Source organism: Deinococcus sp. AJ005 (assembly GCF_009017495.1).
Lineage (GTDB): Bacteria > Deinococcota > Deinococci > Deinococcales > Deinococcaceae > Deinococcus.
This window is the reverse complement of record NZ_CP044990.1, coordinates 930,836-955,210: the sequence shown is the minus strand read 5'-3', so window position 1 is coordinate 955,210 and position 24,375 is coordinate 930,836. Positions and strand designations below refer to the sequence as shown.

At 63.3% G+C, this 24,375-nt stretch carries 24 protein-coding genes and 2 tRNA genes; 16 read left to right on the top strand and 10 right to left on the bottom strand.

Going from position 1 to position 24,375, the window contains the following annotated elements; translation table 11 throughout:
* Positions 1-116: 116 nt before the first annotated feature.
* A complete protein-coding gene (locus tag DAAJ005_RS06470) occupies positions 117-2,408 on the bottom strand; it encodes a GAF domain-containing protein (protein ID WP_151846391.1) in 2,292 nt (763 codons plus the stop codon).
* 513 nt (positions 2,409-2,921) lie between these two features.
* Here DAAJ005_RS06470 and lepA point away from each other — a divergent pair.
* From lepA to DAAJ005_RS06440, 6 genes are all read left to right on the top strand, one after another.
* Complete coding sequence (gene lepA / locus DAAJ005_RS06465) at positions 2,922-4,760, top strand: translation elongation factor 4 (RefSeq protein ID WP_151846390.1); 1,839 nt, start codon at positions 2,922-2,924, stop codon at positions 4,758-4,760.
* Positions 4,761-4,795: 35 nt separating this feature from the next.
* Entirely contained in the window at positions 4,796-5,278 is a 483-nt protein-coding gene (locus tag DAAJ005_RS06460) for a hypothetical protein (protein WP_151846389.1), read from the top strand.
* Between the two features lie 259 nt (positions 5,279-5,537).
* Complete coding sequence (locus DAAJ005_RS06455; protein WP_151846388.1) at positions 5,538-6,722, top strand: class I SAM-dependent rRNA methyltransferase; 1,185 nt, start codon at positions 5,538-5,540, stop codon at positions 6,720-6,722.
* Between the two features lie 30 nt (positions 6,723-6,752).
* A complete protein-coding gene (locus DAAJ005_RS06450) occupies positions 6,753-7,424 on the top strand; it encodes a TrmB family transcriptional regulator (protein ID WP_151846387.1) in 672 nt (223 codons plus the stop codon).
* 100 nt (positions 7,425-7,524) lie between these two features.
* Positions 7,525-7,600 (top strand) — tRNA-Ala (locus tag DAAJ005_RS06445).
* A 62-nt stretch (positions 7,601-7,662) separates the two neighbouring features.
* Positions 7,663-7,739, top strand: a tRNA-Met gene (locus tag DAAJ005_RS06440).
* A 350-nt stretch (positions 7,740-8,089) separates the two neighbouring features.
* Here DAAJ005_RS06440 and DAAJ005_RS06435 read toward each other — a convergent pair.
* Positions 8,090-8,308 (bottom strand): hypothetical protein, encoded by a 219-nt coding sequence (locus DAAJ005_RS06435; RefSeq protein WP_029480574.1) that lies wholly within the window; start codon positions 8,306-8,308, stop codon positions 8,090-8,092.
* Between the two features lie 281 nt (positions 8,309-8,589).
* Here DAAJ005_RS06435 and secA point away from each other — a divergent pair, with 281 nt between their 5' ends.
* On the top strand, positions 8,590-11,199 hold the full coding sequence (gene secA, locus DAAJ005_RS06430; protein WP_151846386.1) for a preprotein translocase subunit SecA: 2,610 nt from the start codon (positions 8,590-8,592) through the stop codon (positions 11,197-11,199).
* A gap of 90 nt (positions 11,200-11,289) precedes the next feature.
* Here secA and pdxH read toward each other — a convergent pair whose 3' ends face one another.
* The 3 genes from pdxH to DAAJ005_RS06415 form a co-directional block, all read right to left on the bottom strand.
* Entirely contained in the window at positions 11,290-11,934 is a 645-nt protein-coding gene (gene pdxH, locus DAAJ005_RS06425; RefSeq protein ID WP_151846385.1) for a pyridoxamine 5'-phosphate oxidase, read from the bottom strand.
* A gap of 74 nt (positions 11,935-12,008) precedes the next feature.
* Complete coding sequence (locus DAAJ005_RS06420) at positions 12,009-12,875, bottom strand: DNA-formamidopyrimidine glycosylase (protein ID WP_151846384.1); 867 nt, start codon at positions 12,873-12,875, stop codon at positions 12,009-12,011.
* 59 nt (positions 12,876-12,934) lie between these two features.
* Complete coding sequence (locus DAAJ005_RS06415; RefSeq protein ID WP_151846383.1) at positions 12,935-13,237, bottom strand: putative quinol monooxygenase; 303 nt, start codon at positions 13,235-13,237, stop codon at positions 12,935-12,937.
* A 56-nt stretch (positions 13,238-13,293) separates the two neighbouring features.
* On the opposite strand from DAAJ005_RS06415, the gene DAAJ005_RS06410 reads away from it, so the two are divergent.
* Positions 13,294-13,941 (top strand): pyroglutamyl-peptidase I, encoded by a 648-nt coding sequence (locus tag DAAJ005_RS06410; RefSeq protein ID WP_151846382.1) that lies wholly within the window; start codon positions 13,294-13,296, stop codon positions 13,939-13,941.
* Here DAAJ005_RS06410 and trpS read toward each other — a convergent pair.
* Both trpS and tdh read right to left on the bottom strand, forming a co-directional pair.
* Positions 13,932-14,942 carry a tryptophan--tRNA ligase gene (gene trpS / locus DAAJ005_RS06405; protein ID WP_151846381.1) on the bottom strand — a complete coding sequence of 337 codons (1,011 nt, stop codon included), beginning with the start codon at positions 14,940-14,942 and terminating at the stop codon, positions 13,932-13,934. The genes DAAJ005_RS06410 and trpS overlap by 10 nt on opposite strands.
* Positions 14,943-15,291: 349 nt before the next feature.
* The gene (tdh, locus tag DAAJ005_RS06400; protein WP_151848431.1) at positions 15,292-16,323 is read right to left on the bottom strand and encodes an L-threonine 3-dehydrogenase; all 1,032 of its coding nucleotides are present in this window, start codon (positions 16,321-16,323) and stop codon (positions 15,292-15,294) included.
* 151 nt (positions 16,324-16,474) lie between these two features.
* Between tdh and DAAJ005_RS18890 the strand changes: the two genes are divergently transcribed.
* Complete coding sequence (locus DAAJ005_RS18890; RefSeq protein ID WP_192930887.1) at positions 16,475-16,618, top strand: hypothetical protein; 144 nt, start codon at positions 16,475-16,477, stop codon at positions 16,616-16,618.
* 78 nt (positions 16,619-16,696) lie between these two features.
* Positions 16,697-17,131, top strand: a complete 435-nt coding sequence (locus DAAJ005_RS06395) for a uracil-DNA glycosylase (RefSeq protein ID WP_151846380.1) — start codon at positions 16,697-16,699, stop codon at positions 17,129-17,131.
* Between the two features lie 17 nt (positions 17,132-17,148).
* Here DAAJ005_RS06395 and mqnB read toward each other — a convergent pair whose 3' ends face one another.
* Positions 17,149-17,787: a futalosine hydrolase gene (mqnB, locus tag DAAJ005_RS06390; protein ID WP_151846379.1), complete on the bottom strand. Its 639-nt coding sequence runs from the start codon at positions 17,785-17,787 to the stop codon at positions 17,149-17,151.
* A gap of 73 nt (positions 17,788-17,860) precedes the next feature.
* Here mqnB and DAAJ005_RS06385 point away from each other — a divergent pair, with 73 nt between their 5' ends.
* From DAAJ005_RS06385 to lgt, 4 genes are all read left to right on the top strand, one after another.
* Positions 17,861-18,589: an SDR family oxidoreductase gene (locus DAAJ005_RS06385; protein WP_151846378.1), complete on the top strand. Its 729-nt coding sequence runs from the start codon at positions 17,861-17,863 to the stop codon at positions 18,587-18,589.
* A 242-nt stretch (positions 18,590-18,831) separates the two neighbouring features.
* Positions 18,832-19,080: a twin-arginine translocase TatA/TatE family subunit gene (locus DAAJ005_RS06380; RefSeq protein ID WP_151846377.1), complete on the top strand. Its 249-nt coding sequence runs from the start codon at positions 18,832-18,834 to the stop codon at positions 19,078-19,080.
* A 14-nt stretch (positions 19,081-19,094) separates the two neighbouring features.
* Positions 19,095-19,883, top strand: coding sequence for a twin-arginine translocase subunit TatC (tatC, locus tag DAAJ005_RS06375; protein ID WP_151846376.1), 789 nt, complete (start codon positions 19,095-19,097; stop codon positions 19,881-19,883).
* Between the two features lie 162 nt (positions 19,884-20,045).
* Complete coding sequence (gene lgt / locus DAAJ005_RS06370) at positions 20,046-20,993, top strand: prolipoprotein diacylglyceryl transferase (protein ID WP_151846375.1); 948 nt, start codon at positions 20,046-20,048, stop codon at positions 20,991-20,993.
* 72 nt (positions 20,994-21,065) lie between these two features.
* Here lgt and DAAJ005_RS06365 read toward each other — a convergent pair whose 3' ends face one another.
* Both DAAJ005_RS06365 and hemC read right to left on the bottom strand, forming a co-directional pair.
* Entirely contained in the window at positions 21,066-21,905 is an 840-nt protein-coding gene (locus DAAJ005_RS06365; RefSeq protein ID WP_151846374.1) for a VOC family protein, read from the bottom strand.
* Between the two features lie 345 nt (positions 21,906-22,250).
* A complete protein-coding gene (gene hemC / locus DAAJ005_RS06360) occupies positions 22,251-23,189 on the bottom strand; it encodes a hydroxymethylbilane synthase (RefSeq protein ID WP_151846373.1) in 939 nt (312 codons plus the stop codon).
* 125 nt (positions 23,190-23,314) lie between these two features.
* Between hemC and DAAJ005_RS06355 the strand changes: the two genes are divergently transcribed.
* Positions 23,315-23,914: a PaaI family thioesterase gene (locus tag DAAJ005_RS06355; RefSeq protein WP_151846372.1), complete on the top strand. Its 600-nt coding sequence runs from the start codon at positions 23,315-23,317 to the stop codon at positions 23,912-23,914.
* Entirely contained in the window at positions 23,911-24,369 is a 459-nt protein-coding gene (locus DAAJ005_RS06350) for a hotdog fold thioesterase (protein ID WP_226342604.1), read from the top strand. Before DAAJ005_RS06355 ends, DAAJ005_RS06350 begins: the two co-directional genes overlap by 4 nt.
* The last annotated feature ends 6 nt before the right edge of the window (positions 24,370-24,375 follow it).

The following is a 24,375-nucleotide window of genomic DNA, read 5'->3' as shown; positions in this document are numbered from 1 at the left end:
AATGTCGGAGGATTCTTCATTCTGGCAATGATGGGGCGTCTACCCTGGCCAGCTTCGGGGTTTCCTCGTCCCGGAGAGCGCAGATCATATGGACTCCGATTGAAAGGTGGCGTTGCTCAGGCAGACGCTTTGGGCAGGGTAAAGCCGAAGGTGGCCCCCACCCCCAACTGACCTTCCGCCGTCATCATTCCGCCGTGCCGGGCCACGATGCGCCGCGCGTTGGCCAGACTGACCGCCGCTCCCTCGAAGTCCTCCTGACGGTGCAGCCGCTGGAACATGGTGAACAGCTTGTCGCCGTACTGCGGGTTGAAGCCCACGCCGTTGTCCCGCACCAGCACCGTCCAGCTCTGCCCACGGTCCTCCGCCCAGACTTCGATCACCGCCCTGTCCTGGCCACGGGTGTATTTCACCGCGTTGTCTACCAGGGCCGTCACCACCCGGCGCAGCAACCCCGCGTCCCCTGTGACGGTGGGCAGCGCACCCACCTGCCAGTCGATCTGGCGCTGCGGCAGGGCCACGCCCACCTCATGGCGCACGGCACTGAACACCCGGTCCAGTTCCACCTGTTCGGCCTTCAGCAACTGGCGTGAGGCACGCGAGACGTCCAGCATGCCGTCAATCAGCGTGTTCAGGTTGTCAGCAGCGGTGCTGATGATCCCCAGATACCGCTCTGCCCTGGCCTCCAGCGGCTCCGGCAGGGAACGGCGTAGCAGATCGCCAAAACTGGTGATATGCCGTACCGGGGTCCGCAGATCATGGGAAACCGAGTAGGTAAACGCCTCCAGCTCCTCGTTCGAGGCTTGCAGCAGGTCACGCTGGGCCACGAGCTGCCGGGCCTGCTCGGCGCGTTCCAACGCCAGCCCCAGGCTGTGGACCGTCGTCTTCAGGACCGCCTGATCGGCAGCGTTCCATGAGTGTGGCCCAAACAGGGGTACGGCGAAAATCCCAGTGACCTCGCCGCCCACCACCACGGGCAGGGTGGCCACGGTGGCGAGATGCTCCACGAGTTCCGGGGCGATGTCGCGTGTGGGATCGTAGTGGTTCTGGAACAGCGGCTCTCGGGTCTGGTGGGGCAGGTCCAGGCTGGGGGTCTGGCCCACCGGGAAACCCGCGTTCATGGCGGTCTGCAATTCCGGCTTGCCCACGTCGCCGATCAGCGAGGTGGCGTGCCACAGCTTGCCGCTGATCTGCCAGAAGGCGGCGTACCCCGGCGGCAGTAACGAGAGAACCAGGGTCATGGCCCGCTCGATCAGAACGCTGGCGTCCGTGGTCAGCCCCAGGTCATGCGTCAGGGCCGCGAAGCCTTCCAGGGCGCGCGTGCGGGCCAGCAGTTCGGCGTTCTGGGCGGCGAGTTGCCGGGCCGTCTCGGTGCGCTCCAGGGCCAGCCGGAGGCTGCGTCCCACCGAACGGAACACCGCCTGATGGTGCGCGGACCAGCGCGGGGCGTCCTTGATTCCCAGGGCGAACATCGCCTGGATGGTGCCGCCCACCATCAGCGGAAAAGTGGCGACACTCTGGTAGTCCTCGGTGTGGGCAAAATGTTCTTTCTTGGAGTCCCAGCCGTCAACGAAGACAGGCTGACCCGTCTGCATGGGCCGGGCGAAGACCGGGGTGTCCAGCGGCATGCCGGCCTTGATGCTGGCCAGAAGGTCCGGCTGGGCCTCCAGATCGCTGGTGTAGGCCCTGACGCGCCACTGACCGTCTTCCAGGCCGTAGTAGGCACTGGTGCAGCCGGGGAACAGCACGGTCAGGACGTCCATGGCCTGCTGGGCCAGGGCCACCACGTCGGTCTCGCCGTCCGCCGCCTCGGTGAAGCGCACGAAGGCTTCGAGTTCGGCGGTACGGTCCTGTATCTGCCTCTCCAGGTTGCTGGCAAGCCGGGCGCGGTCCAGGGCCAGGGCGCAGTGAACGGCCAGCGTTTGCAGAAAGTGCCGTTCATCCGGGGTGAAGTCGTGCGGCTCTTTGAAGTCCAGCACGATCACGCCCAGCGGGCGGCCATCTGCTGTCAGGGGCAGCACCGCGCTCGCCACGGCGGCCACACCGCCCGTGCGGGCCTCGAGGGCCGGGTAGGCGGCCACCAGCGTGCCAGCGTGTTCAAAGAACAGCGGCGTGTTCGTGCCCAGTGCGTCGATGCCGGGACCCGGCTCTCCAAGACTCCCGTCCTGCCAGACGCTGTCATCGGTCTGCCCCCGTCTCGCGGCGACGACCAGGTGTTCACCCTGGATCAACAGGACCGTCCCACCAAGACCTCCCAGGGCCTCCAGAACATCTCGCAGCACGATCTTGAAGATGGCGTCCGGCAGGCGAAGCGCGGCCAGATCCTGCGTCACACGCTGGAGATGGATAAGAAGCCGCGTTGCCTGCACCGCCGCTAAGGCAGGGAGGTTCGGTGGATGGGCGTCGGTCATGGATACCGGGCAGTGTAGGTGTTCAGGTGGCCCCGCGCGTGTCGGGGCTTCTCGTTCCAGGGTCCTGGATGGTGTTTGTGGGCAGCCAGGCCGAGGGGAGGGGAATCAGCGTGGCGCTGACCGTCTGAGACGACACCCAGGGCCGGGCCACGCAGAATGTCACAGCGGCCCGGCCCGTCTACCCACCCAAGCTGGAAGTGGGGTTCATTCAACGCCAAGAGGGTGGCACAGCCCGATAAACAGAGAGCGCCCAAAGAAATCTGAGCGAAGTCCGATTCAATCCATTCCCCGGATAATCGATACCTTTCGATACGCCGGAGAGCGCCACCCCCTCTGAGGTTCTGGACACCGTATTACTCACAAGGGCGCGAATTCTGCTGCACTGAAACGCAATTTCTTCATGAAGTCATGTTGTTTTTTACTTTGAATAATTTCACACGCCAGCGTGACGCACTCCTGCCCTGTGCTTCTCGCCGCTGTCCTCTGCGCCGCGCCCGGCTACACTGCGGGATAATGAGCGTCAAGCCCCTCTCCTCTCTACCCCCTGCGGCAACCCGCAATTTTTCGATCATCGCCCACGTCGATCACGGCAAGTCCACCCTGGCAGACCGCATTCTGGAGCGGCTGGGCGCGATGGGCGAGCGCGACAAGCGCAACCAGACCCTGGACACGCTGGAGCTGGAGCGTGAGCGCGGCATCACCATCAAATCCACCCCGATCCGGCTGGAATACACCCGCCCCATGCAGGAGGACGGCACGGGCGGCGAAACGTATGTGCTGAACCTGATCGACACGCCCGGCCATGTGGACTTCAATTACGAGGTCTCCCGTTCGCTGGCTGCCTGCGAGGGCGTGCTGCTGCTGGTGGACGCCTCGCAGGGGGTGGAGGCGCAGACCATCGTGAACGCGTATCTGGCCATCGACAACAACCTGGAAATCGTGCCAGTGATCAACAAGATCGACCTGCCCGCCGCCGACCCGGAAGGCGCGGCCAAAGAGCTGGAGGAAGTCATCGGCATTCCCGCCGAGGACGCCGTCTTCGCCTCGGCCAAGGCGGGCATCGGCATCGACGAGATTCTGGAAGCGGTGGTGGCCCGCATTCCGCCGCCCTCCGGCGATCCGGCGGCTCCCCTCAAGGCGCTGGTCTTCGACTCGTTTTATGACGCCTACCAGGGCGTGATCCTGTTCGTGCGCGTGCTGGAAGGCACCGTCACGGCCAAGGACCAGATCAGCCTGATGAACGCGGGCAAATCCTTCGAGGTAGACAAGGTGGGCACCTTTACCCCCGGTCTGGTGGTAGGCGAGGAGTTGCAGGCCGGAGCAGTGGGCTGGGTGGCTGCCGGGATCAAGGACATTGCCGACGCACAGGTGGGCGACACGCTGACGGGCCGGGAGCGCAAGACCCCCGAGGCATTCCCCGGCTTCAAGCCCGCGCAGCCCGTGGTCTTTTCCGGCCTTTACCCCACCGACACCGAGGACTACCGCAAGCTGCGCGACGCGCTGGAGAAGCTCAAGCTCAACGACGCGGCTTTCAGCTTCGATCCCGAAACCTCCGAGGCGTTGGGCTTTGGCTTCCGTTGCGGTTTCCTGGGATTGCTGCACGCTGAGATCATTCAGGAACGCCTGGAACGCGAGTACGATCTGGACCTGATCGCCACCGCCCCCGCCGTGGTCTACCGCATCAGCCTGACCAACGGTGAGGTCTTTGAAACCCAGAACCCGGCGCAATTCCCGACCCGTGACCGGATTGAAACCGTCGAGGAGCCGTATATCAAGCTCTCGGTGATGCTGCCCGAGGACTACGTGGGGCCGGTGATGGGCCTGCTGCAAGACCGGCGCGGCTCAATGGTCACCATGAATTACCTGGGCAAGCGTGTGGAACTGGTGTACGAGGTGCCGTTCGCAGAGATTCTGTACGACTTCCATGACCGCCTCAAGAGCATCTCGCGCGGCTACGCCAGCATGGACTACGAGCAACTGGGCTACCGCGACGGCGATCTGCGCAAGGTGGACATCATGGTCAACAACGAGATCGTGGACGCGCTGGCCGTGATCGTTCATGAGAGCCGGGCCTACGCGCTGGGCCGCAAGATCGTGGACAAGATGGCGGAAGTGATTCCGCGCCAGATGTTCCCCGTGCCGGTGCAGGCCACGATTGGCGCAAAAATTATTGCCCGCGCCACGGTCAAGGCGTACCGCAAGGACGTGCTGGCCAAGTGCTACGGCGGCGACATTTCGCGTAAGAAAAAGCTGCTGAACAAGCAGAAGAAGGGCCGTGCCCGCATGAAGCAGATCGGCACAGTGGAAGTGCCGCAGGAGGCGTTCCTGGCGGTGCTGAGTACTGACGAGTAAGATTAAAGAAAGAAGAGGGCTGACAGTGTAGTACCGTGAGAGACACCATTATGCTCCTCGGACTGCTGCTACTTGCTCAAAGTGCTGAAGCTACTAAAGCCACGCGCTCTAATATTTTGAATGTAAGTTTGCCTGTACCTGGAGAAGCACATCCGTGGGGTGGCAAAACAGGCTATGAGCGTACGCTTGTACAGAACAAGTATGCGTCTTCTATCAAGACCTATTTGGGCTTCACATGCGGTTCTATTGAAGGTTTCACCTTTGGAAATGATCGCTACGCTGTTGCATCATTTCTCAAATCAATCGATAAAAATTATGATGTCATCACAGTAAAGAATGTCAAAGAACCTAATAATAGCGGTGATTCAAATAACGGAGCTTATAAAATCTATACATATTATCGAATATATAAAGATCCAAATAAATCTCCGTTTGCTGGCATGGAAATTGGCATAACAAATTACCGAATTATGGGCCGAGACAATGTAAATATGTATGTCGTAATCTGTAAATTCTAAAAACCAATTCAATGAAATTTGATTCGCATAAATCTAGTTTAGTTTTTTGAAAATCTCAAGATATTTTGTTTGCACCATATCTCCTTCACCTTTCTGCCGCTCTCTCTCATTCCGAACTGTGCAGTCCCGCAGGGGTAGAGTAGAAACAAAAGAATTTACAAAACACTGTAATCAGACCGTGGCAACACTCGCGTTCCCCCCTCCCCTCTTTTCCCAACTCCCTATAACCTTCCGGTCTCCCCGCGCTAGCCTGACGCCCATGAAGAAGTCCGCCTCCGTCACTCTTGAGCCTGCCGCCGTCCGGCGCATCGCGGGCCGCTACCCCTTTGGACATTCCGGCGACATTGCCGACGCCGACGCCGGAATCGCGCCAGGCGAGGTTGTGGACGTGAAAGGCCCCGGCGGCAAGGTCATTGCGCGCGGCTATTTCAACCCAGACGGCGCGACGCCGTTGCGCCTGCTGACCTGGGAACGGGAGGAAGTGGATCTCAAGTTCTACCGCGCCCGCGTCAAGGCCGCCCTCAAACGCCGCGAGGGCCGCATCCTGAACACCAACGCCGTACGGGCTGTCTATGCCGAGGCCGATGGGCTGCCGGGAGTGGTGGCCGATAAGTTTGGCGATGTGCTGGCCGTGCAGCTCCGCAACGCGGGGGCCGAGCGTCACCGTGACCTGATCCTTAAGGCGCTCAAGGAGGTCACCGGGGCTGGCAGCGCCTACGAGCGCAGCGACACGGGCGAACGCCGCCGCGAGGGGCTGGGCATGGTGGCCGGGCCGCTGTGGGGTGAGGTGCCTGAGCGCGTGGAATTTCACGAGGATGACCTGACCCTGCACTTCGCGCCAATGGACGCGCAAAAGACCGGCTTCTTTCTGGACCAGCGCGACAACCGCCGCCTGATGCGCTCCCTGGTGCGGCCCGGCGCGGGCTTTCTGGACGTGTACTCGTACACCGGGGGCTTCAGCCTGCACGCGGCCAAAGCGGGTGCCAAAAGTGTGGCCGTGGACAAGGATCAGGTGGCCCTGGCCGCACTGGAAGGGGCGGCGCGCGGGAACGGCGTGAACGTCAATGTGAGTGTGCGCTGGGGCGACGCGCTGGAAGTGCTGGCTGCCCTGGAACGCGAGAAACGCACCTTCGGGGCCGCCGTGCTGGACCCCCCCACCCTCGCCAAGCGCCGCGACGACGTGCCGCGTGCCAAACGCATCTTCACGGACGGCGCGGCCCACGCCCTGCGGATGCTGGAAAACGGCGGCCACCTGATGATCAGCACCTGCGCCCATTACATCCGGGTGGATGACCTGCTGGACGCCGCCCGCGTGGCCGCTGCCGAGGCCGACTGCGACGCCGAGGTGGTGGCCGTGACCTACCAGCCCGCCGATCACCCGCATCTGCTGAGCGTGCCCGAGAGCCTGTACCTCAAGAGCATCCTGCTGAGAAAGCAAGCGTGAGCGGCCCTTTTCCCGTATGCTGACCAGCACATGAGCGCCGTGATTCATCTGCAAGCGCTGGGCCTGACCGAGTACGAGGCCCGCGCGTATACCGCATTGCTGGCGCTGGGCCGCGCCGTCCCCGCCCGTGTGGCGCGGCAGGCCGGGATTCCCAGACCCAAGATCTACGAGACGCTGGAACGGCTGGAGGGCCGTGGACTGGCCGCCAAGATGGGCCAGAACCCGCTGGAATACGCGCCGTTGAGTGCCCGCGAGTATCTGGCCCGCGCGCGGCGCAGTTTCGATGACCGACTGGGCGCTCTGGACCGGGACCTGTCGCGCCTGGCCCCCGATCCGGCCCCGGAAGCCGTGTATCACCTGTACGGCGAGGCCGCTATCCGCAGCCTGTGCGAGGACCTGACCCTGAACGCCCGGCGCAGCCTGTTCATGGCCGGAGAAACCAGCTTCGCGCAGGACCTGGAACGCCTGACCCCACGCGGCGTGGAACTGCGCCGCACCCACCTGACGGGCCTGCCCAGCGTCGCCGCCGAGGGCCAGCGCGCCTTTCTGCTCGCCCGCGACGGCGAGGCCGCCCTGATCGCCCATTTCATCGATGAGGACGGCGTGGGACAGGCGCACGGCGTCCACACCCATAACCCGGTGATCATCCACCTGATCGAGGGGTACGTGAATCTGGCGTCCCGGCAAACGGCGTCCGGCTAGGGCATCTGGCAGGTCAGCGGCCCTGCCCGTTGACAAGCTGGAAAGGCGCTGTTAAGATTGCTGAGCCTTGAAAGAGGCGAGCAGAAAATTTCCAACAAGAGGGGCTGTGGCGCAGTTGGGAGCGCGTCTGAATGGCATTCAGAAGGTCAGCGGTTCGAACCCGCTCAGCTCCACCAAGAAGCCCCCGCCACTGTGCGGGGCTGCTTTTTTCCTGGATAAGTTTCTTGCACAATCCCCAGGCGATGTAGCTCAGCTGGTTAGAGCGAACGACTCATAATCGTTAGGTCCGCGGTTCAAGTCCGCGCATCGCCACCATAAACAAAAAAGCCTCGTCCAGTACGGGGCTTTTTTATTTTGGATCTGCTGCCTGGCCTGGGTGGGAGCTGACGAGTCGGCTGACCCGCGAAGCGCACGATTCACGGGTCTAACCAGCCACAGGGTTCCAGCATGGATCTCAACCGGTTCTGGCAACGTCACACCCATCACCCCAAGCTGCGTCGCTACTCATACACGCTGCTTGCAATCCTTGCACCCGCGTATGAATTCCCTTCCACGACAAGACCCGCCAGCAGACGAATCTGGAACTGACGGGTCTTGCTCGAAACGTATGCTGTGCTGACGCTAGAGACCGCGCCGCTTAGATGGCCAGTCCACGAAGGTCAGTTTTAGTTGTTCTCTTCTTCCAGGGCCGCCGTGTTGTAACGGTTCGACAGGATGAAAAACGTTGGTGCCCACAGGCCCACAAAGATGCCGAAGCGCTCGCCGTGCGACTTTTCCTCGTGGGTCTTGTCGGTGCCGCCCTGGGTGGCCCAGATGATGATCGAGGCGATGATGGACGCGAATCCTGCAACGCTGAGAAAGTTAGAGATGCTGCGGTTGGACATAGGTGTTCCCTCCTGGTGGGTGATGGGGTGTTTTGCCGGCCCGATGACTCCGGTTCCGGCTTCACTGTGACCCACTGCACCCTTAACATTTGCACGAAGACCGACAGAGGCGGGCAGGACTGGCCTTTACCAGAAGTTGACGCAAGGCGGCTTTTGCCCCAGCGCGGTAGGCCCGGGCGCGACAGCACAAAACGCTGAGTCTGGCGCGCTCAGGTTGCCTACGCGCGCCACTGTGAACTTGTGAGGCTACGGTCAGGTCAGGAGCGGTATACTTGCTCGTCATGTTCCGTGTCCTCAATAAACTATTCGATAACAACCAACGCGACGTGCAGCAGATCGTGAAAACCATCGTGCAGCCGGTCAACGCGCTGGAAGAAGAGATGATGGGGGTGGAAGATCTTCCCGCCGCCTTCGGTGAACTGCGCCGCCGCGTGCAGGAGGGAGGCGAGTCCCTGGACGATGTGATCATCCCCGCCTTCGCCCTGATCCGTGAGGCCGGACGCCGCTCCATCGGCAAGCGGCATTACGACGTGCAACTGATCGGCGGCTACGCCCTGCACAAGGGCCGCATTGCGGAGATGCGGACCGGCGAGGGCAAGACGCTGGTGGCGACGCTGGCGCTGGCGCTGAACTCGCTGGAAGGGCGCGGCTGCCATCTGGTCACGGTCAACGACTATCTGGCACGCGTGGGCGCGGACGAGATGGGACTGCTGTACCGCACCCTGGGCCTGACCGTGGGGCTGGCCAGCCGCGAACTGCAACCCGCGCAGAAGCAGGCCGCCTACGCCTGCGATATCACCTACGTGACCAACTCCGAGCTGGGCTTCGATTACCTGCGAGACAACATGGCCCAGAGCCGTGAGGCCCTGTCCCTGCGCGCCGAACACCCGCTGAACTTCGCCATCGTGGATGAGGTAGACAGCATTCTGATCGACGAGGCCCGTACGCCACTGATCATCTCGGGGGCAGCAGAAAAGGCCACCGACCTGTATTACGTGTACGCCAAGCTGATCCGGCGGCTCCAGAAGGGCGAGCCTGCCGTCCCCGGTGAACGTGCCGAGGCCACAGGCGATTACACCATCGACGAGAAGACCAAACAGGTCCACATGAACGAGAGCGGTATCGCCAAGATCGAGCGGCTGCTGAGCATCCCGGACCTGTTCAGCCCGGAAAATATGGACAAGGCACACATGATCACCCAGGCGGTGCGCGCCCACGAGCTGTACAAGCGCGAGAAGGATTACATCGTCAACGCCGAGGGCGAGGTCATCATCATTGACGAGTTCACCGGGCGCAGCATGCCAGGCCGCCGCTACGGCGAGGGCCTGCATCAAGCGATTGAGGCCAAGGAAGGCGTCAAGATCGAGAACGAGAACCAGACGCTGGCCACCATCACCTACCAGAATTTCTTTCGCCTGTACAACAAATTTTCCGGCATGACCGGCACCGCCAAGACCGAGGAAAAGGAATTCCTGGACATCTACGGCTCCGACGTGCTGGTGATCCCCACCAACCGCGACGTGATCCGCAAGGATTCGGAAGATCTGGTGTACCGCAGCAAACTGGGCAAGTACAACGCGGTGGTGGAAGAGGTCAAGGAGATGCACGCCACGGGCCGCCCAGTGCTGATCGGCACCGCCAGCATCGTGACCAGCGAGCAGCTCAGCGAACTGCTGACGGCGGCAGGCGTGAAGCACAGCGTCCTGAATGCCAAATTCGAGGCGCAGGAGGCCAGCATCATCGCGCAGGCCGGGCGCAGCAACACGGTCACGATTGCCACCAACATGGCTGGGCGCGGCACCGACATCAAGCTGGGCGGCGACGCCGAATCGATCATTGGGGCCAGCATTGAACAGAGTCTGGGTCTGGGCCGCTACGTGCCGGAAGTCGAGGCGTTCATCACGGCGCTGAGCCGCAAAGATCCCCAGATCGTGGAAATCGGCATGCGGATTCCTGGCATGACCGAGGAGTTTATAGGGCAGGCCCAGCAGCTCCATTCGGAAACGGTGGCAGACCACGAGCGCGTGCAGCAGGTGGGCGGCCTGCACATCATCGGCACCGAACGCCACGAGTCGCGCCGCATCGACAACCAGTTGCGTGGACGCGCCGGGCGACAGGGCGATCCTGGCAGCAGCCGCTTCTACGTGTCGTTCGAGGACGACCTGATGCGCCTGTTTGCCAACGAGCGCGTGGTGGCCATGATGGACCGCCTGGGTATGGACGACACCCAGCCCATCGAGGCCAAGATGGTCACGGGCGCAATCGAGAAGGCACAGGCCCGCGTGGAAGACCGCAACTTCAGCACGCGCAAGCAACTGCTGGAATTCGACAACGTGATGAGCAAGCAGCGCGACACCGTGTACGCCCAGCGCCGTGAAGTGCTGCTGGGGCCAGACGAGGCCGTCGAGGAATCCACCGAGGGCATGATCGCCGATTTCGTGGACATGCAGCTCGCCACCTACCTGCCCATTGAGGCCAATGCCGATTCCTGGGATATCGAGGGCTTGCAGGCCGCCATTCTGGACGCCGTGCCGCAGATGGAGGGCTTTGACTTCGAGGGTCTGCGCGCCATGTCCCCCGCCGACGCGCAGAACGCCCTGCTGAGCGCGGTGGCCGACAGATTCGACGCCCGCAAGGACGAGCTGAGTCCCACCATGCTCAACAGCCTGTCGCGCTACGTGCTGCTGCAAACGGTAGACCAGCACTGGAAGGAACATCTGCACGGCATGGATGTGCTGCGCCAGGGCATCGGCCTGCGCGGCTACGGCCAGCGCGATCCCTTCACCGAATACAAGTTCGAGGCCACCAATATGTTCAACGAGATGATTGACAACCTGAAAACGGACGTGACCAAGTTCGTGTTCAGGATGCAGTTCGGTCAGACCGGGTAAAGCAGACAGAGGCAACGCGGGAAGCAACTTTTCGCTGCTTCCCGCGTTGCTTTTGCTAACGGCCATCCAGAACGGGAGAGGGCAGCCGATTCAGGGCATCAGACGTTCGATCTGCCAGCCGTCGTCCTGCCTGCTGTAGCGGAAGCGGTCATGCATACGGTTGGGGCGGCCCTGCCAGAATTCCCACTCCTGCACGGTCACGCGGTAGCCGCCCCAGAAGTCCGGGCGAGGAACAGGCTGGCCTTCGGGGAAACGTTCGTTCAGGGCAGCAAATTTGGCCTCCAGCGCCTCACGGTTTTCAATCGGCGCACTCTGCGGATCGCTGGCGTGGGCGGCCAGTTGGCTGTCGCGTGGGCGGACGTGGAAATAATCATCGGCCTCGGCGTCCGGCACGCGGTCTATGGAGCCGTATGCGCGGACCTGCCGCTCCAGTTCGGCCCAGTAGAACAGCAGTTCGGCCTGCGGGTTGGCAGCCAGATCGTAGCCCTTGTGGGACTCGAAATTGGTATAGAAGGTCAACGCACCAGATTCCGCGCCGCGCAGTAATACCGTGCGGACGCTGGGCCGCCCCGAGGCGTCTGCCGTCGCCAGGGAGAGGGCGTAGGGTTCAGGCAACTCGGCCTGCTGTGCGGCATCGAACCAGCCTTTGAACTGCGTCAGAGGGTCAGGCTTCAGGTCAGCCCGCCGCAGCGCATCGCGGGTATAGGAGATTCGCAGGGAAGTGAGATCGGTCATGAAAGCTCCTTCAGCGCCCGGCGGCGCGTCCAAGGGTCTGAGAGTCCAGGAAAAGGCGGAAGAGACGGGGGTGGTTAGCCCTTAAACCCTTTGACACTCAGACCCGTAGACCGCTCTTTGAGCGTCTGGCACTTCGGGCAGAAATGCGTTCCACGCTGGGCCAGCACGATCTTTGCAATGTCGGTGCCGCAGCGGGGGCAGGGTTGACCGCCTTTGCCGTAGACGTGGTGTTCGAGCTGAAAGAGGCCGCTCACGCCGTCGTGCTGGCGGTAATTGCCCACGCCGTTGCCCAGGCTGCTGCCGCCCGCCTCCACCGCCTTTGCCATGACCTCGCGGATGGCCGTGTAGAGCTTCTTGCCCTCGGCAGAGGTCAGGCGCGTCTGGGCAGGGTGAATCTGGGCCTGCCACAGGCTTTCGTCGGCATAAATGTTGCCCACGCCGCTGACCGGCTTCTGGGACAGGAGCCACGGCTTGACCGCGCCCGCCTCACGCGCCAGCTTCACGAAATCGGCCTCGGTGAAATCGTCCGAGAGAGGTTCCGGTCCCATCGCGGCCAGGGTGGGCATCCCCGCGTATTCACCTGGGCGCACCACGGCCATTTTCCCGAAGCGGCGCGGGTCATTGAAGAACAGTTGCTCGCCGTCCTCGGTGGTCAGCGTGACGCGGGTGTGTGCCCCCGGCTCCAGCCGAAAGCCCCCAGTCATGCCCAGGTGGACGATGAATTCCAGATCGTGGGGGTCTGCCTCTGTTGCGTCAGCCGCCGCGAGTTGCAGCATCAGGTATTTGCCGCGCCGGGACAGCCCCTGCACCCGCCTTCCTACCGCCAGATGGGTGTCACGGTACTTGTGCGGCGCGTCGTGTTCGACATTCGCAATGACGCGCCCGCGCAACAGTGGCTCGATCTTGCGGCGCGTGGTCTCGACTTCCGGCAGCTCTGGCATATCGCCCAAGCATAGCGGCGCGGCTGCGGGGCGAAGGTAGCGAAGACTCCGAGAAAAACTCAGGCCACGTCTACCTCTTGCAGCACCGTCACCACCGGGGCTTCCTGAAACCAGTCCCCGGCCTTGGCACGATAAGCCCTGTAATGCGCCGAGTCGCGGTGGGCCTGCACGGCGTCCATGTCGCGGTAGCGCTCCTGCACATGCAGGCGCACGGTTCCGGCATCGTCCTGCCGCAGCAGGTCATAACGCAGGCAACCGGGTTCCTGGCGGCTGCCCTGGACCATGCCCAGCATCTCGCTCAGCACGTCTTCAACGTGTTCGGGTTTGGGGGTGATGACAGCATGGACGGCAATGATGGTCATGCGGCATTGTCTCTCAAAGTGTCCCCCAAGTGGCAGCCAGGGCCTATCATCCCGCTATGCCCACGTTGCTCCTGACCGGATTCGAGCCGTTCCACACGCATCCCGACAATCCCAGTGCGCGGGCGGCGGCAGCACTGGACGGGCTGGAGCTGGGGCACATGCGCGTCGTCTCGGCCCTGCTTCCAGTGGAACCGCACTCGGCGGGCAAGGCGCTGGAGGCGTTGCTGGAGCGGCATCAGCCCAGCGCGGTATTGCTGACCGGACTGGCGGCGGGCCGTCCCCAGGTCACGCTGGAACGGGTGGCGCTGAATGTCATGGACTTCAACATTCCAGACAACGCGGGCAACACCTACCGCGACGCGCCCGCCCATGCCCATGCGGACGCGCCACCGGCCTACCTGTCCACACTGCCCCTGCGCCCGATTCTCAGCGCGTGGCAGGCGGCGGGTATACCCGGCCACATCAGCAACACGGCGGGGCTGTACGTCTGCAATTTCGTGATGTACCACGCCCGGCACTGGCTGACGCAGAGGGGCCTAAGTGACGTGCCGTGTGGCTTTCTGCACCTGCCCGCCAACCCAGCCGTGGCCCTGGCGGTACCGGAAGACCGCCCACTCCTCCCCTATCTGCCGCAGGAGGAGATCACGCGGGCGGTGCGGGTGGCAGCGCAGGTTCTGGGAGAAGGTTCCCGCACTCAGAAGTAATCCAGCTCCATCGCTTCCCTCACGGCTTTCATCGTCCCAGCCGCCACTTCACGCCCCTTGCCCGTGCCTACACGGACCACCTCCTGCACATGCGGCATGTCGAGGGCAAAGTGGGCGCGGCGCTGGCGGATGGGGGCGAGTGCCGCCTCCAGCACATCAATTAAATGGCGTTTGACCTTCACGTCGCCCAGCCCACCCCGGCGGTAATGATCCTTCATGGCCTCCAGGCCCGCGTGATCGGTGTCGAAGGCGTCCAGATAGGCGAACACTGGGTTGCCCTCCACCCGTCCGGGGTCCTCAGCACGCAGGTGACCGGGATCGGTGTACATGCCACGCACTTTTTGGGCCACGATATCGGCGCTGTCAGACAGGAAGATGGCGTTGTTCAGCGACTTGCTCATCTTGCCGCCGCCGTCCAGACCGGGTAGCCGTGCGGCCTGACCCACCAGTGCCTGTGGCTCGATGAGCACGGGTGCGTACAGATGATTGAAGCGCCGCACGATCTCGCGGGTCTGCTCGATCATGGGCAACTGGTCCTCGCACACCGGGACCAGATGCGCGCCGAACGCGGTGATATCGGCGGCCTGCGACACCGGGTAGACGAAGAATCCGGCGGGCACCGATTCGCCGTACCCCTTCTGTGCGATCTCAGCCTTGACGGTGGGGTTCTGGCGCAGATGGGAGACGGTGACCAGATTCAGGTAAAAGACCGTCAGCTCGGCGATTTCGGGAAGCTGGGACTGGATCACGAAGGTGCAGATTTCTGGGTCCAGTCCCACGGCCAGATAATCCAGCGCCACCTCCAGCACGTTGTCGCGGACCTTCTGCGGGTTCTCGAAGTTATCGGTCAACGCCTGCACATCGGCCAGCAGCACGAAGGTTTCATAGTCGTGTTGCAGGGCCACGCGGTTACGGAGCGATCCGGCCAGGTGGCCGATGTGCAGCGGACCAGTAGGGCGGTCTCCGGTCAGGATGCGTTGTCTGGGCGTGTGTGGGTTCATGATCTATCCTCCAGAAAGAAAGTGAGCGACAAAAAAGCCGCGCCGGGATGTTCTCCGGGCGCGGCCTGTGGGTTACACGGCACAAAAGGAAGGGTCACCCGGTCAATTGCCGGGCCACCATACCTGCGTGCGTGCCTGTTTGAAGCTCATGGACGGAGGATAGCGCGTGGGCGGGGAGGCGAGTGTCATTCTGATCCTCTGTAGAAGCCTGGGAGAAAGTCATTCGACGGTGAAGGAGTTGCTTCCACGGTCAACCCCTCAGTCCGCTACGCGGCCAGCTCCCCTTAAAGGGAGCCAGGGAGATTTCTGTACCCAGTCAGCAAAAGGGATATCCCGCCCCATACCCAGCTCAGCCCTCCCAGTCCAGAATGACCTTCCCACTCTGGCCGCCCAGCATCGCGTCGAAGCCCTGCTGGAAGTCAGAAATGCCGAAGTGGTGGGTGATGACCGGGGTCAGATCGAGGCCGGACTGGATCAGGGCCACCATCTTGTACCAGGTCTCGAACATCTCGCGGCCATAGATGCCCTGCACCGTCAGCATCTTGAAGATCACGCTGTCCCAGTCGATGTCCACACGCCCGGCGGGGATGCCCAGCAGGGCGATCTTGCCACCGTGGTTCATCAACTTCACCATCTGGGCGAAGGCCGCACCAGAGCCGCTCATTTCCAGGCCCACGTCGAAGCCCTCGGTCATATGCAACTCGTTCTGCGCGACGGTCCACAGGTCCTCACGGGCCACGTTGACGGCGCGGGTCACGCCCATCTCGCGGGCCAGACCCAGACGGTACTCGTTGACATCGGTAATCACCACGTTCCGCGCCCCGACATGCCGGGCGACAGCGGCGGCCATCACGCCAATCGGCCCCGCGCCGGTGATCAGCACGTCCTCGCCCACCAGATCGAATTTCAGGGCGGTGTGAACGGCGTTGCCGAAGGGATCGAAGATGGCGGCCAGATCGTCGGAGATGTCGTCTGGGAGCTTAAAGGCGTTGAAGGCCGGCAGCACCAGATATTCAGCGAACGAGCCGGGACGCTGCACGCCCACGCCCTGGGTATTGCGGCACAGATGGCGGCGGCCCGCGCGGCAGTTGCGGCAATGCCCGCAGGTGATGTGCCCCTCGCCGCTGACCCGGTCACCAATCTGGAAGCCCCTCACCTCGGACCCCATTCCGGCCACCACACCCACGTATTCGTGGCCCACCACCATCGGCGTGGGCACCGTGCGCTGCGCCCAGTCGTCCCAGTTGTAGATATGCACGTCGGTGCCGCAGATACTGCTCTTTTTAATGCGGATCAATAGATCGTTGGGGCCAGGGACGGGCACGTTTGTCCGGGTCAGCCAGAGGCCGGGTTCAGGTTTCAGTTTGCTCAGGGCGCGCATGGTGGGAGAAGAAGAGGTCACGCCAGTCGTTTTACTCTCAGTCGGCGCTGTTCGCCGTGACCGCGTTCACCAGGACTGGACACCCGGTCTCAACACTCCCTAAGCCCCACCCGCTGACACCCGCCTCCTGTGGTGTCGTACCCTGAAGAATATGATCAAGTACCGCAAGCAAAATCCCCTGCAACCCGAAAAGGACTCCGAGGTCACCCTGAACGTCACGCCGCTGCTGTTCTTCGTGGTGGGCTATCTGGCCGTGCGGGCGCTGATCCGCACCGCGCGCACCTACAGCGAATAGACAATCCCAGCCAAGAGACAACCGGAAATGAACATGAGTCCGGCCCTCTGCGGGCAGCCAATCCGCTAGGCTAAGCGCATGACCGATGCCAGCAACCCCCAGCAGTTCAAGAGTGCCGCCAGCAACCGTTTTGTCGTCCCCGGCTGGACCAATCTGGTCGAGGGCATGCCCGACAGTGTGGAAGTTCAGCTCGATCTGGACCAGAACGACATCGGGCGGGAACAGGCCAGCCTCCTGGTCGAGTACTGGGCCACCAACGCCGACATGACCTTGCAAAGCATCCTGCCCGTGCGGGCCTTCACCACCACCCCCGAAGGCTGGTGCGTGTTCGTGCCCGCGCAGGGGCGGGTGCTGGTGCGCGCCGTGGACCCGCAGCCCACGCCCCCGGTGCTGGTCAGCCACTGGATCAACATCGATCCGGCCACCCCTGCCGGAACCACCGTGAACGTGAAGGTCAACTTTCCCGGCAATGTGGCCAACACCACCAGCGGCAAGCTCTCACTGAACAGCTAAAGTCCCCGGCGTTCCTCTTAAAATTCCAGCCAGACTTCCAGCGCCGCCGCCACGCCCTTTCGGGTGGCGGCGAGCGCCTGTGAAATCTGCCAGGAAGCGCGGTCACGGGGACCCACCGCGTTGCTCACGCCACGCACTTCCAGCACCGGCACCCCGGCCAGCAGGGCGGCGTGGGCGATGCCAGCGCCCTCCATGCCCTCGGTGAGTGCGCTGGGAAAGCGTTCTTCCAGAAAGGCAGCAGCCTCGACACTGCCCGTCACGCTGCTCAGGGTCAGCATCTGACCTAAATGTGCGCCCGTACGCCGCGCAACTTCAGGAGCGGCGGCCCAGGTTGAGAAGCGTCCGGTGTGCGGTGAGTCCGGCAGCACCGACAGTCCAAGTTCCTCGAAATCCAGAAACCGACTGTCATCCCATGCGCCCAGATCCGCCTGAACGATCCCGGAGGAGACGGCGAGGTCACCGGGCAACAGACCGGACGCTGGGTAGGCCCCACCGATACCCGCGCTGATGACCAGTCCAGCATTCTGCTGTGCCAGCGCCCGTGCCGTGGCCAGGGCAGCAGCCACCACGCCCACTCCAGAGACGATCACGCGGGCATTCAGGTCCAGCAGGCGTTCGGCCTCGGCATGGGTGGCGACGACGATCAGGGGAAGCATGAGAGACAGGGTAAGGGTTGACGGTGCGCAGCACCTCCCCTTCCCCACACCGCGCCGGGTGTAGCCTGCCCGCATGACGTTGTTTCGGCTGGATGGAAAACGCGCCCTGGTCACAGGTGGCAGCAAGGGCATCGGTCTGGCGGCGGCGCATAACCTGATCCGGCTAGGGGCGCGGGTGACACTTGCTGCGCGGCACGAGGACACGCTCAGGACCGCAGCAAACGCCATCGGGGCGCGCTGGGTAGTGGCCGATGTCAGTACCCCGGAGGGCATTTCGGCGGCGGTGCAGGAGGCGGGCGACATCGATATTCTGGTCAGCAATGCGGGTGGCCCGCCTCCCGGCAAGCCCAGCGAGGTCAGTGAGGCCGCGTGGCAGGCCGGGTACGACACCACCTTTCTCAGCACTGTGCGGCTGGCAAACGCGGTGCTGGCCGGAATGCGCGAGCGGAAGTGGGGGCGCATCATCGCCGTGACCAGCCTGACGGTGGGGCGGCCCTCGCCCACTCTGCCAGTCAGCAACGCCATGCGCGCTGCCGTGACCAACTACCTGCGGACGCTGGCGCTGGAGGTGGCGAGTGATGACGTGACCTGCAACACGGTTGCGCCGGGGTACACCGCCACGGACCGTCTGAAGGCTCTGAATAGCAGTCCTACCGACGCCGAGAAACTGACCGCCCGCATTCCCGCCCGCCGCTTCGGGCAGCCAAACGAGGTGGGGGCGGCGGTTGCCTTTCTGGCCACCAACGAGGCCGCCTACATCACCGGGCAGGAACTGCTAGTAGACGGCGGCTGGAGCATTTAAAGACAAACATCGGGAGGACGGATTGCACGTTAACCGTCACTCGCCGCCCCGCCATTAAGGTTTAATAGGCAATCCGCCCGGCCCGCAGCCGCATATCTACAGGACAGAGCGAGACCGCTTCACCGTCCGCCCCAGTGTTCACAGCAGTTCAGTTTCATGCACCACTCCATCCCCGGCATTTCATCCCCTTCAACCGCACAGGCACGCCCGGCCACGGCCCGGCGCGCAAAGGAGCAACACTTATGGGTCCCCTTGAAATCATTCTGATTGTCGTCGTGATCGCGCTGGTCTTCGGGGCCAGCAAATTGCCGCAACTGGGCAAGGGCCTGGGCCAGGGCATCAAGGAATTCAAGCGCGAGACTGGCAAGACCGACGCCGAGACCACCGTCGTCACGCCTATCACCGACGTGTCCTCGCGCCAGATCGATCCCGTGACCGGGGCGCCGATGCCCACCGAACGTGAACGCGAGAGCGCGGGCAACCGCCGCTAAGGGCAGGTCACGTCATGTCCCCCAAAACCGTTCCCAGCACAGATTTAAAAAGCGCCCCGCTGTTCGATCACCTGGATGAACTGCGTAAGCGTCTGGTCTTCAGCGTCATCTTTCTGGTCATCGGCGCGTCCATAGCGTTCATTTACCGCGTGCAACTGATCGACTGGGTCAAGGGGCCGCTCCAATACTCGCAACTGTATGTGGACGGCAAGGTGCAGGTCGTCACCTACACCCTGACCGAGCCGCTGCTGCTGAGTCTGAACCTGTCCCTCTGGGCCGGGCTGGGGCTGGCGCTGCCCTTCATTCTGGGACAGGTCTGGGGCTTTATCTCGCCGGGGCTGTATCCCAGCGAGCGGCGCTGGGCCGTACCGTTTATCGTCGGGGCGGGCCTGTCGTTTCTGGGCGGCGCGGCCTTCGGGTACAAGCTGGTGCTGCCCACGATGGTGCCGTTTCTGGTGGGCTTTCTGGCCGGAGCCGTCACACCCATTCTGGGGCTGGGCACGTACATCGGCACCGTGACCACCTTTCTGGTCGCTTTCGGGCTGGCCTTCGAGATGCCCATCCTGGCGATTATCCTGACGCGCATCGGCATCGTGAACCACGGAATGCTGCGCAAAGGCTGGCGCTTTGCGCTGGTGGGGATTATGATCGCTGCCGCCGTGATTACGCCCACACCGGACCCCACCAACATGATGCTGGTGGCCGTGCCGCTGTACGTACTGTACGAGCTGAGCGTTCTGCTCTCGCGCGCCTTCCGCCTGCCACCCCCCGAAGAGGACGAGTCGCCTGCGCTGGGGCTGTAGCTGAAGACACAATTGCGCCCACAAAGACCACTCAATGCACCCTCTCCACCCGGAGAGGGCTTTTTCATACCCCACAGCCGAGGACTTGCCTGCCCTGCTGGGGGCACGCTGGCGCGCATGGGCATTTCTCACCCGGTAAAAGGCTTAAACTAGCGCCGACTTATGAATCCAGTATTCCTTCAAATCGGTACCTTCACGATTGCCTGGTACGGCGTGCTGATCACGCTGGGCATCGTAATAGGCGCGTGGCTAGGCACACGCATGGCACGGCAACGCGGGCTGAACGTCAACCTCTTCAGCGACATGATCCTGTGGATGATCATCTGGGGGCTGGTCGGCGCGCGGCTGGTCTTCGTGCTGACCTCCTGGGGCCAGTTTGCAGACATCCCCTTCCCGCGCGTGATTCTGGACATCATCAACCTGCGGGCGGGCGGCATCTCGATCCACGGCGGCCTGATCGGCGGCATTCTGGTGCTGATCTACTACACCCGGCGCTACAAGCTCAATTTCTACCAGTACGCAGACCTGTGCGTGCCGGGGGTGGCCTTCGGCATTATCGGAGGGCGGCTGGGCAACATCATGAACGGCACCGACACAGTGGGCCGTGTGACGAACTGGGCTGTCGGCTACCGCTGGCCCGACAGCGCGCGGGCCTTTCACAACGGCATGTGCCAGCCCAATCCCAACCCCAACATGGACCTGTCCAAGTACTGTCAGGACATCGGCGGCCAGATGGTGATGACCGCCCCAGTGCATTTCACGCAGCTCTACGGCGTGATCATCGGCATCATCCTGGCCGTCGCCTCCTATTACTGGCTGCGCTCGCACAAGCCGGGCTGGACCTTCTGGCAGTTCTGGCTGTGGTACAGCATCCTGCGCGCCGGATGGGAAGAAACCTTCCGCCTGAACCCGCTGACCTTCAACAGCTACCTCAGCCAGGGTCTGGACAAGGCGGGCATCGGTCTGTTCACCGACACGCAGGTCATCAGCATTCCGCTGATCATCGTGTGCATCGTCATGCTGATTCGCCTCCGCAAGCAGCCAGACTCCCCGTTTCCGGCAGAGGTAAAAGTGGATTCCCCCACTGGCGGGCAGCCGCAGACGCGCTAGTTCAATCCAACGAGAGAGGGCGGCCCCGCGTGCATGGGCCGCCTTCTTCTTTTGCTTTCAGGGCTGGCGTCTTCAGGGAGCGACGAACTCAAAGACGTGCCCTTCCGGATCACGCACGGCCAGCCCCTTTTCATCCTGAACACAGGGCAGCCCGGCAGCCCTGACCAGTTCCGCCACCACGTCCACATTGGCGTAGAAGCGCACAAGGGCGTGATCGCCCCCTAGCATGTCGGCCAGACCCACCTGCGGGTCCCAGGCGTACAGCCAGCGCCGGGGCGTGCCGTTGCCGTCTGGCTCCGGCTGCGGCCCCAGCGTGAACTGGGCGAAGTCGCGGTCCTCCTGCTCCTTGGCAAAGGCAAATCCGTAAGCGCGGGGCAGGCGCTCCTTCATGGCGGCGTAGTCGCTGAAGGCCAGCGCCACCTCGCGCAATCCCATAACGGGCAGAGCGTGGGCGGGGCGCTGAACGGGTACGGGCGGAAAGTGCGGCTGGCGCGCATCAGCCCGGTCCACGGCGCGCAATTCCAGGCCGTGCCCGAAGGGATCGAAGAAGTACAGCGTCCAGTCCGGGCGGTCCTCGGTGCCCAGATTGATCTCCTCCCAGGCCAAACCGTGCGCGTCCAGCAGCCCCTTGCTTGGCTCCAGACCCTCCAGCTCGATCTGCCAGGCGTAGTGGATGTGGGAGGCTCCGCGCGGTTTCAGCGGGGCCAGCCGTGCATCATTGGCCTGCCGCGTGACCGGTTGCCACAGCGTCAGCGTCTGGTACAGGTTGACTGCGAATTCAGCTACGCCCGCCGCCTCATCGTGGCGGGTCAATTCCAGCCCCAAAACTTGCGAGTAGAAGCGCACGCCGCGCGCCAGATGGTTGACTTCCAGCGTCAGGCCCGCGAGATCGAGAATTGGGGAAGGGGTCATGTCCGCATTTGAGCGCGTGGAAGCTCATTTTGAGTCTCCGAGAGTTGAACGGTTCTTTAAGGCTTCTGGTCCGGGACCACCCAGGTCATCTTCAACACATTCAAACCGCCAGAGCAACGCTGAAACGCCAAACCGAAACAGCAACCGAAGGCCGTCGGGCGCGCAGCGCACGGGCCACACGCAGCGTGACGAAGCAGGACATCAGACCAGGATACCGTCGCCCATCTTCACCCAGAACACCCAATCCTTCTGCCCAGTGCAACGCTGGCTCCCCCTGCCCCTCTGGGGTAGGGGGATGGGAGGCGTGGCTGCCGAATAAAACCTCGATCCACCAGCAGCCAATCTCTACGCAATCTGCGCGTGCGCCGCGTCTACCAGCGCCTGCGCGCCCTGCCCCAGCGTGTCTGCGGCCAGTTCTGCACCCAGCTCGGCGCATTCGGCCACATCGCCGCTGGTGGTGGCCCGCAGAACCTGCGAACCGTCCAGCGCGGCCACCCAGCCTTCCAGGGTCAGGATGCCGCCCTTGACCGTGGCGTGCGCGCCCACCGGGGCCATGCAGCCCGCACCCAGCCCGGCCAGGAACTCGCGCTCAGCGGTGATCCGGTCATCGGTGGTGTGGTCATGGATGGCATAGGCGACTTCCACCGTCAGGTCGTCGTCGGCGCGGGTTTCCAGGGCCAGTGCGCCCTGACCGGGGGCGGGCAGCATGACATCCTGCTCAATGAATTCGTCAATGCGGTGACGCATCTCGGTGCGGATCAGTCCGGCGGCGGCCAGGATGATGGCGTCGTATTCGTCCCCGGCCAGCGCGGCCAGCCGGGTATCGATGTTGCCGCGCAGGCCCACGATCTGAAGGTCTGGGCGGAAGGCTTGCAGGAATGCCTTGCGCCGCACGCTGCTGGTGCCGACGCGTGCGCCGGGGGGCAGATCGGCCAGGCGTTTCATGCCCTCCTTGCCAATCAGCACATCACGGGCGTCCACCCGCTTGGGAATGGAGGCCACTTCCAGTTCCTCGGGCTGGCTGGTGGGCAGGTCCTTGAGAGAATGCACCGCAATGTCGATCCGCTTGGCGAGCAGGGCGTCCTCGATCTCCTTGATCCAGAAGCCCTTGTCGCCCTGCTGCGCCATCGAGATCAGGCTGGCGCGGTTGCGGTCTCCCTTGGTTGTGATGGTCTGAATACGGAAATCCGTTTCAGGCCACTCCTCTTTGAGCCGGGCCACCACCCAGTGGGTCTGTGCCAGCGCCAGCGTGCTGCCGCGCGTTCCTACCATCACCGTCCGCATAACCTAGGCAGTATAAGGGCTGGGGCGGTCACCGCCTATGCACTTTGTCCTTCATGCAGAAAAGTGGGGCCAGCATGCCCTGGGACATGGAACGGTCCTGCCTGCGGCTGGCTATGATGCCCGGCATGTTTAGCACCACAGCAACCGACGCGCTCCAGACTGAAACCCGGGCCACAGACCCCAACCCGCCGCCGCGCGCCCGCACCTACTCCTGGCAGGACCCGCTGATCGGCGCAGGGGCCGTTCCCGGCCTGAGCGGGCTGGAGTACCTGCGCGGCATGGTGCGGGGCGAGTACCCGCCGCCGCCCATCGGGCAGACGCTGGGCTTCAGCATTAGGAATGAAGAAGACGTGCAGGAGGGCCGGGTGACCTTCCGAATGCGCCCCGAGGAATTCCATTACAACCCGATTGGCAGCGTTCATGGCGGCGTGTACGCCACACTGCTGGATTCGGCGCTGGGCTGCGCCATTCACACCATGCTGCCCGCCGGGGTGGGCTACACCACCCTGGATCTGGCGGTGAAATACCTGCGTCCACTGCGGCTGGGGATGGGCGAGGTCCGCGCGGTGGCCGAGGTGATCAGCGTGTCGCGGCAGGTCGCCACCGCCAGCGCGCAGATCATCGACGATGCGGGCAAGGTCTACGCCACCGCCACCACCACCTGTCTGGTGATGCGGCCCACCCGCAGCTCTCATGCCGAACAGGCTCAGGAGAAACAACCATGACCGATCCACAGACCATGTCTCAACAGACCCCCTCCGATTTCATCCTCGAACAGCTCGGCGGCCAGCGTGGGCTGGTGGAACATCTGGGCATCACGTTTACAGAGGCCAGCGGCTCGAAAGTGGTGGCGCAGATGCCTGTGGAACCGCGCGTGCATCAGCCCTTCGGAATCCTGCACGGCGGCGCGAGCGTGGTGCTGGCCGAGAGCGTGGCCAGTACGGGCGCGTACCTGAGTGTGCGGGAACGCGGGATGATGGCCGTGGGCCTGGAGATCAATGCCAATCACCTGCGGAGTGCTGTGTCCGGGACAGTCACGGCCACCGGAACACCCATCTTTCAGGGCCGCACCACGGAAGTCTGGAACATCGAGATTACCGACGAGCGCGGCAAGATGGTCTGCATTTCGCGCTGCACGCTGGCGGTCATTCCGATGCCAGAGGGCGGAAAAGCAGGCTGACTTTGC

Bases quoted from the DNA above. Each gene is read 5' to 3' on its own strand.
- DAAJ005_RS06395 (WP_151846380.1), top strand. From the start codon at position 16,697: ATGACCGATGCCAGCAACCCCCAGCAGTTCAAGAGTGCCGCCAGCAAC.
- DAAJ005_RS06355 (WP_151846372.1), top strand. From the start codon at position 23,315: ATGTTTAGCACCACAGCAACCGACGCGCTCCAGACTGAAACCCGGGCC.
- DAAJ005_RS06350 (WP_226342604.1), top strand. From the start codon at position 23,911: ATGACCGATCCACAGACCATGTCTCAACAGACCCCCTCCGATTTCATC.
- DAAJ005_RS06385 (WP_151846378.1), top strand. From the start codon at position 17,861: ATGACGTTGTTTCGGCTGGATGGAAAACGCGCCCTGGTCACAGGTGGC.
- lepA (WP_151846390.1), top strand. From the start codon at position 2,922: ATGAGCGTCAAGCCCCTCTCCTCTCTACCCCCTGCGGCAACCCGCAAT.
- DAAJ005_RS06455 (WP_151846388.1), top strand. From the start codon at position 5,538: ATGAAGAAGTCCGCCTCCGTCACTCTTGAGCCTGCCGCCGTCCGGCGC.
- mqnB (WP_151846379.1), bottom strand. From the start codon at position 17,787: ATGCTTCCCCTGATCGTCGTCGCCACCCATGCCGAGGCCGAACGCCTG.
- DAAJ005_RS18890 (WP_192930887.1), top strand. From the start codon at position 16,475: ATGATCAAGTACCGCAAGCAAAATCCCCTGCAACCCGAAAAGGACTCC.
- DAAJ005_RS06380 (WP_151846377.1), top strand. From the start codon at position 18,832: ATGGGTCCCCTTGAAATCATTCTGATTGTCGTCGTGATCGCGCTGGTC.
- tatC (WP_151846376.1), top strand. From the start codon at position 19,095: ATGTCCCCCAAAACCGTTCCCAGCACAGATTTAAAAAGCGCCCCGCTG.
- DAAJ005_RS06470 (WP_151846391.1), bottom strand. From the start codon at position 2,408: ATGACCGACGCCCATCCACCGAACCTCCCTGCCTTAGCGGCGGTGCAG.
- secA (WP_151846386.1), top strand. From the start codon at position 8,590: ATGTTCCGTGTCCTCAATAAACTATTCGATAACAACCAACGCGACGTG.
- DAAJ005_RS06365 (WP_151846374.1), bottom strand. From the start codon at position 21,905: ATGACCCCTTCCCCAATTCTCGATCTCGCGGGCCTGACGCTGGAAGTC.
- DAAJ005_RS06420 (WP_151846384.1), bottom strand. From the start codon at position 12,875: ATGCCAGAGCTGCCGGAAGTCGAGACCACGCGCCGCAAGATCGAGCCA.
- tdh (WP_151848431.1), bottom strand. From the start codon at position 16,323: ATGCGCGCCCTGAGCAAACTGAAACCTGAACCCGGCCTCTGGCTGACC.
- trpS (WP_151846381.1), bottom strand. From the start codon at position 14,942: ATGAACCCACACACGCCCAGACAACGCATCCTGACCGGAGACCGCCCT.
- DAAJ005_RS06410 (WP_151846382.1), top strand. From the start codon at position 13,294: ATGCCCACGTTGCTCCTGACCGGATTCGAGCCGTTCCACACGCATCCC.
- DAAJ005_RS06415 (WP_151846383.1), bottom strand. From the start codon at position 13,237: ATGACCATCATTGCCGTCCATGCTGTCATCACCCCCAAACCCGAACAC.
- lgt (WP_151846375.1), top strand. From the start codon at position 20,046: ATGAATCCAGTATTCCTTCAAATCGGTACCTTCACGATTGCCTGGTAC.
- pdxH (WP_151846385.1), bottom strand. From the start codon at position 11,934: ATGACCGATCTCACTTCCCTGCGAATCTCCTATACCCGCGATGCGCTG.
- DAAJ005_RS06450 (WP_151846387.1), top strand. From the start codon at position 6,753: ATGAGCGCCGTGATTCATCTGCAAGCGCTGGGCCTGACCGAGTACGAG.
- hemC (WP_151846373.1), bottom strand. From the start codon at position 23,189: ATGCGGACGGTGATGGTAGGAACGCGCGGCAGCACGCTGGCGCTGGCA.
- DAAJ005_RS06435 (WP_029480574.1), bottom strand. From the start codon at position 8,308: ATGTCCAACCGCAGCATCTCTAACTTTCTCAGCGTTGCAGGATTCGCG.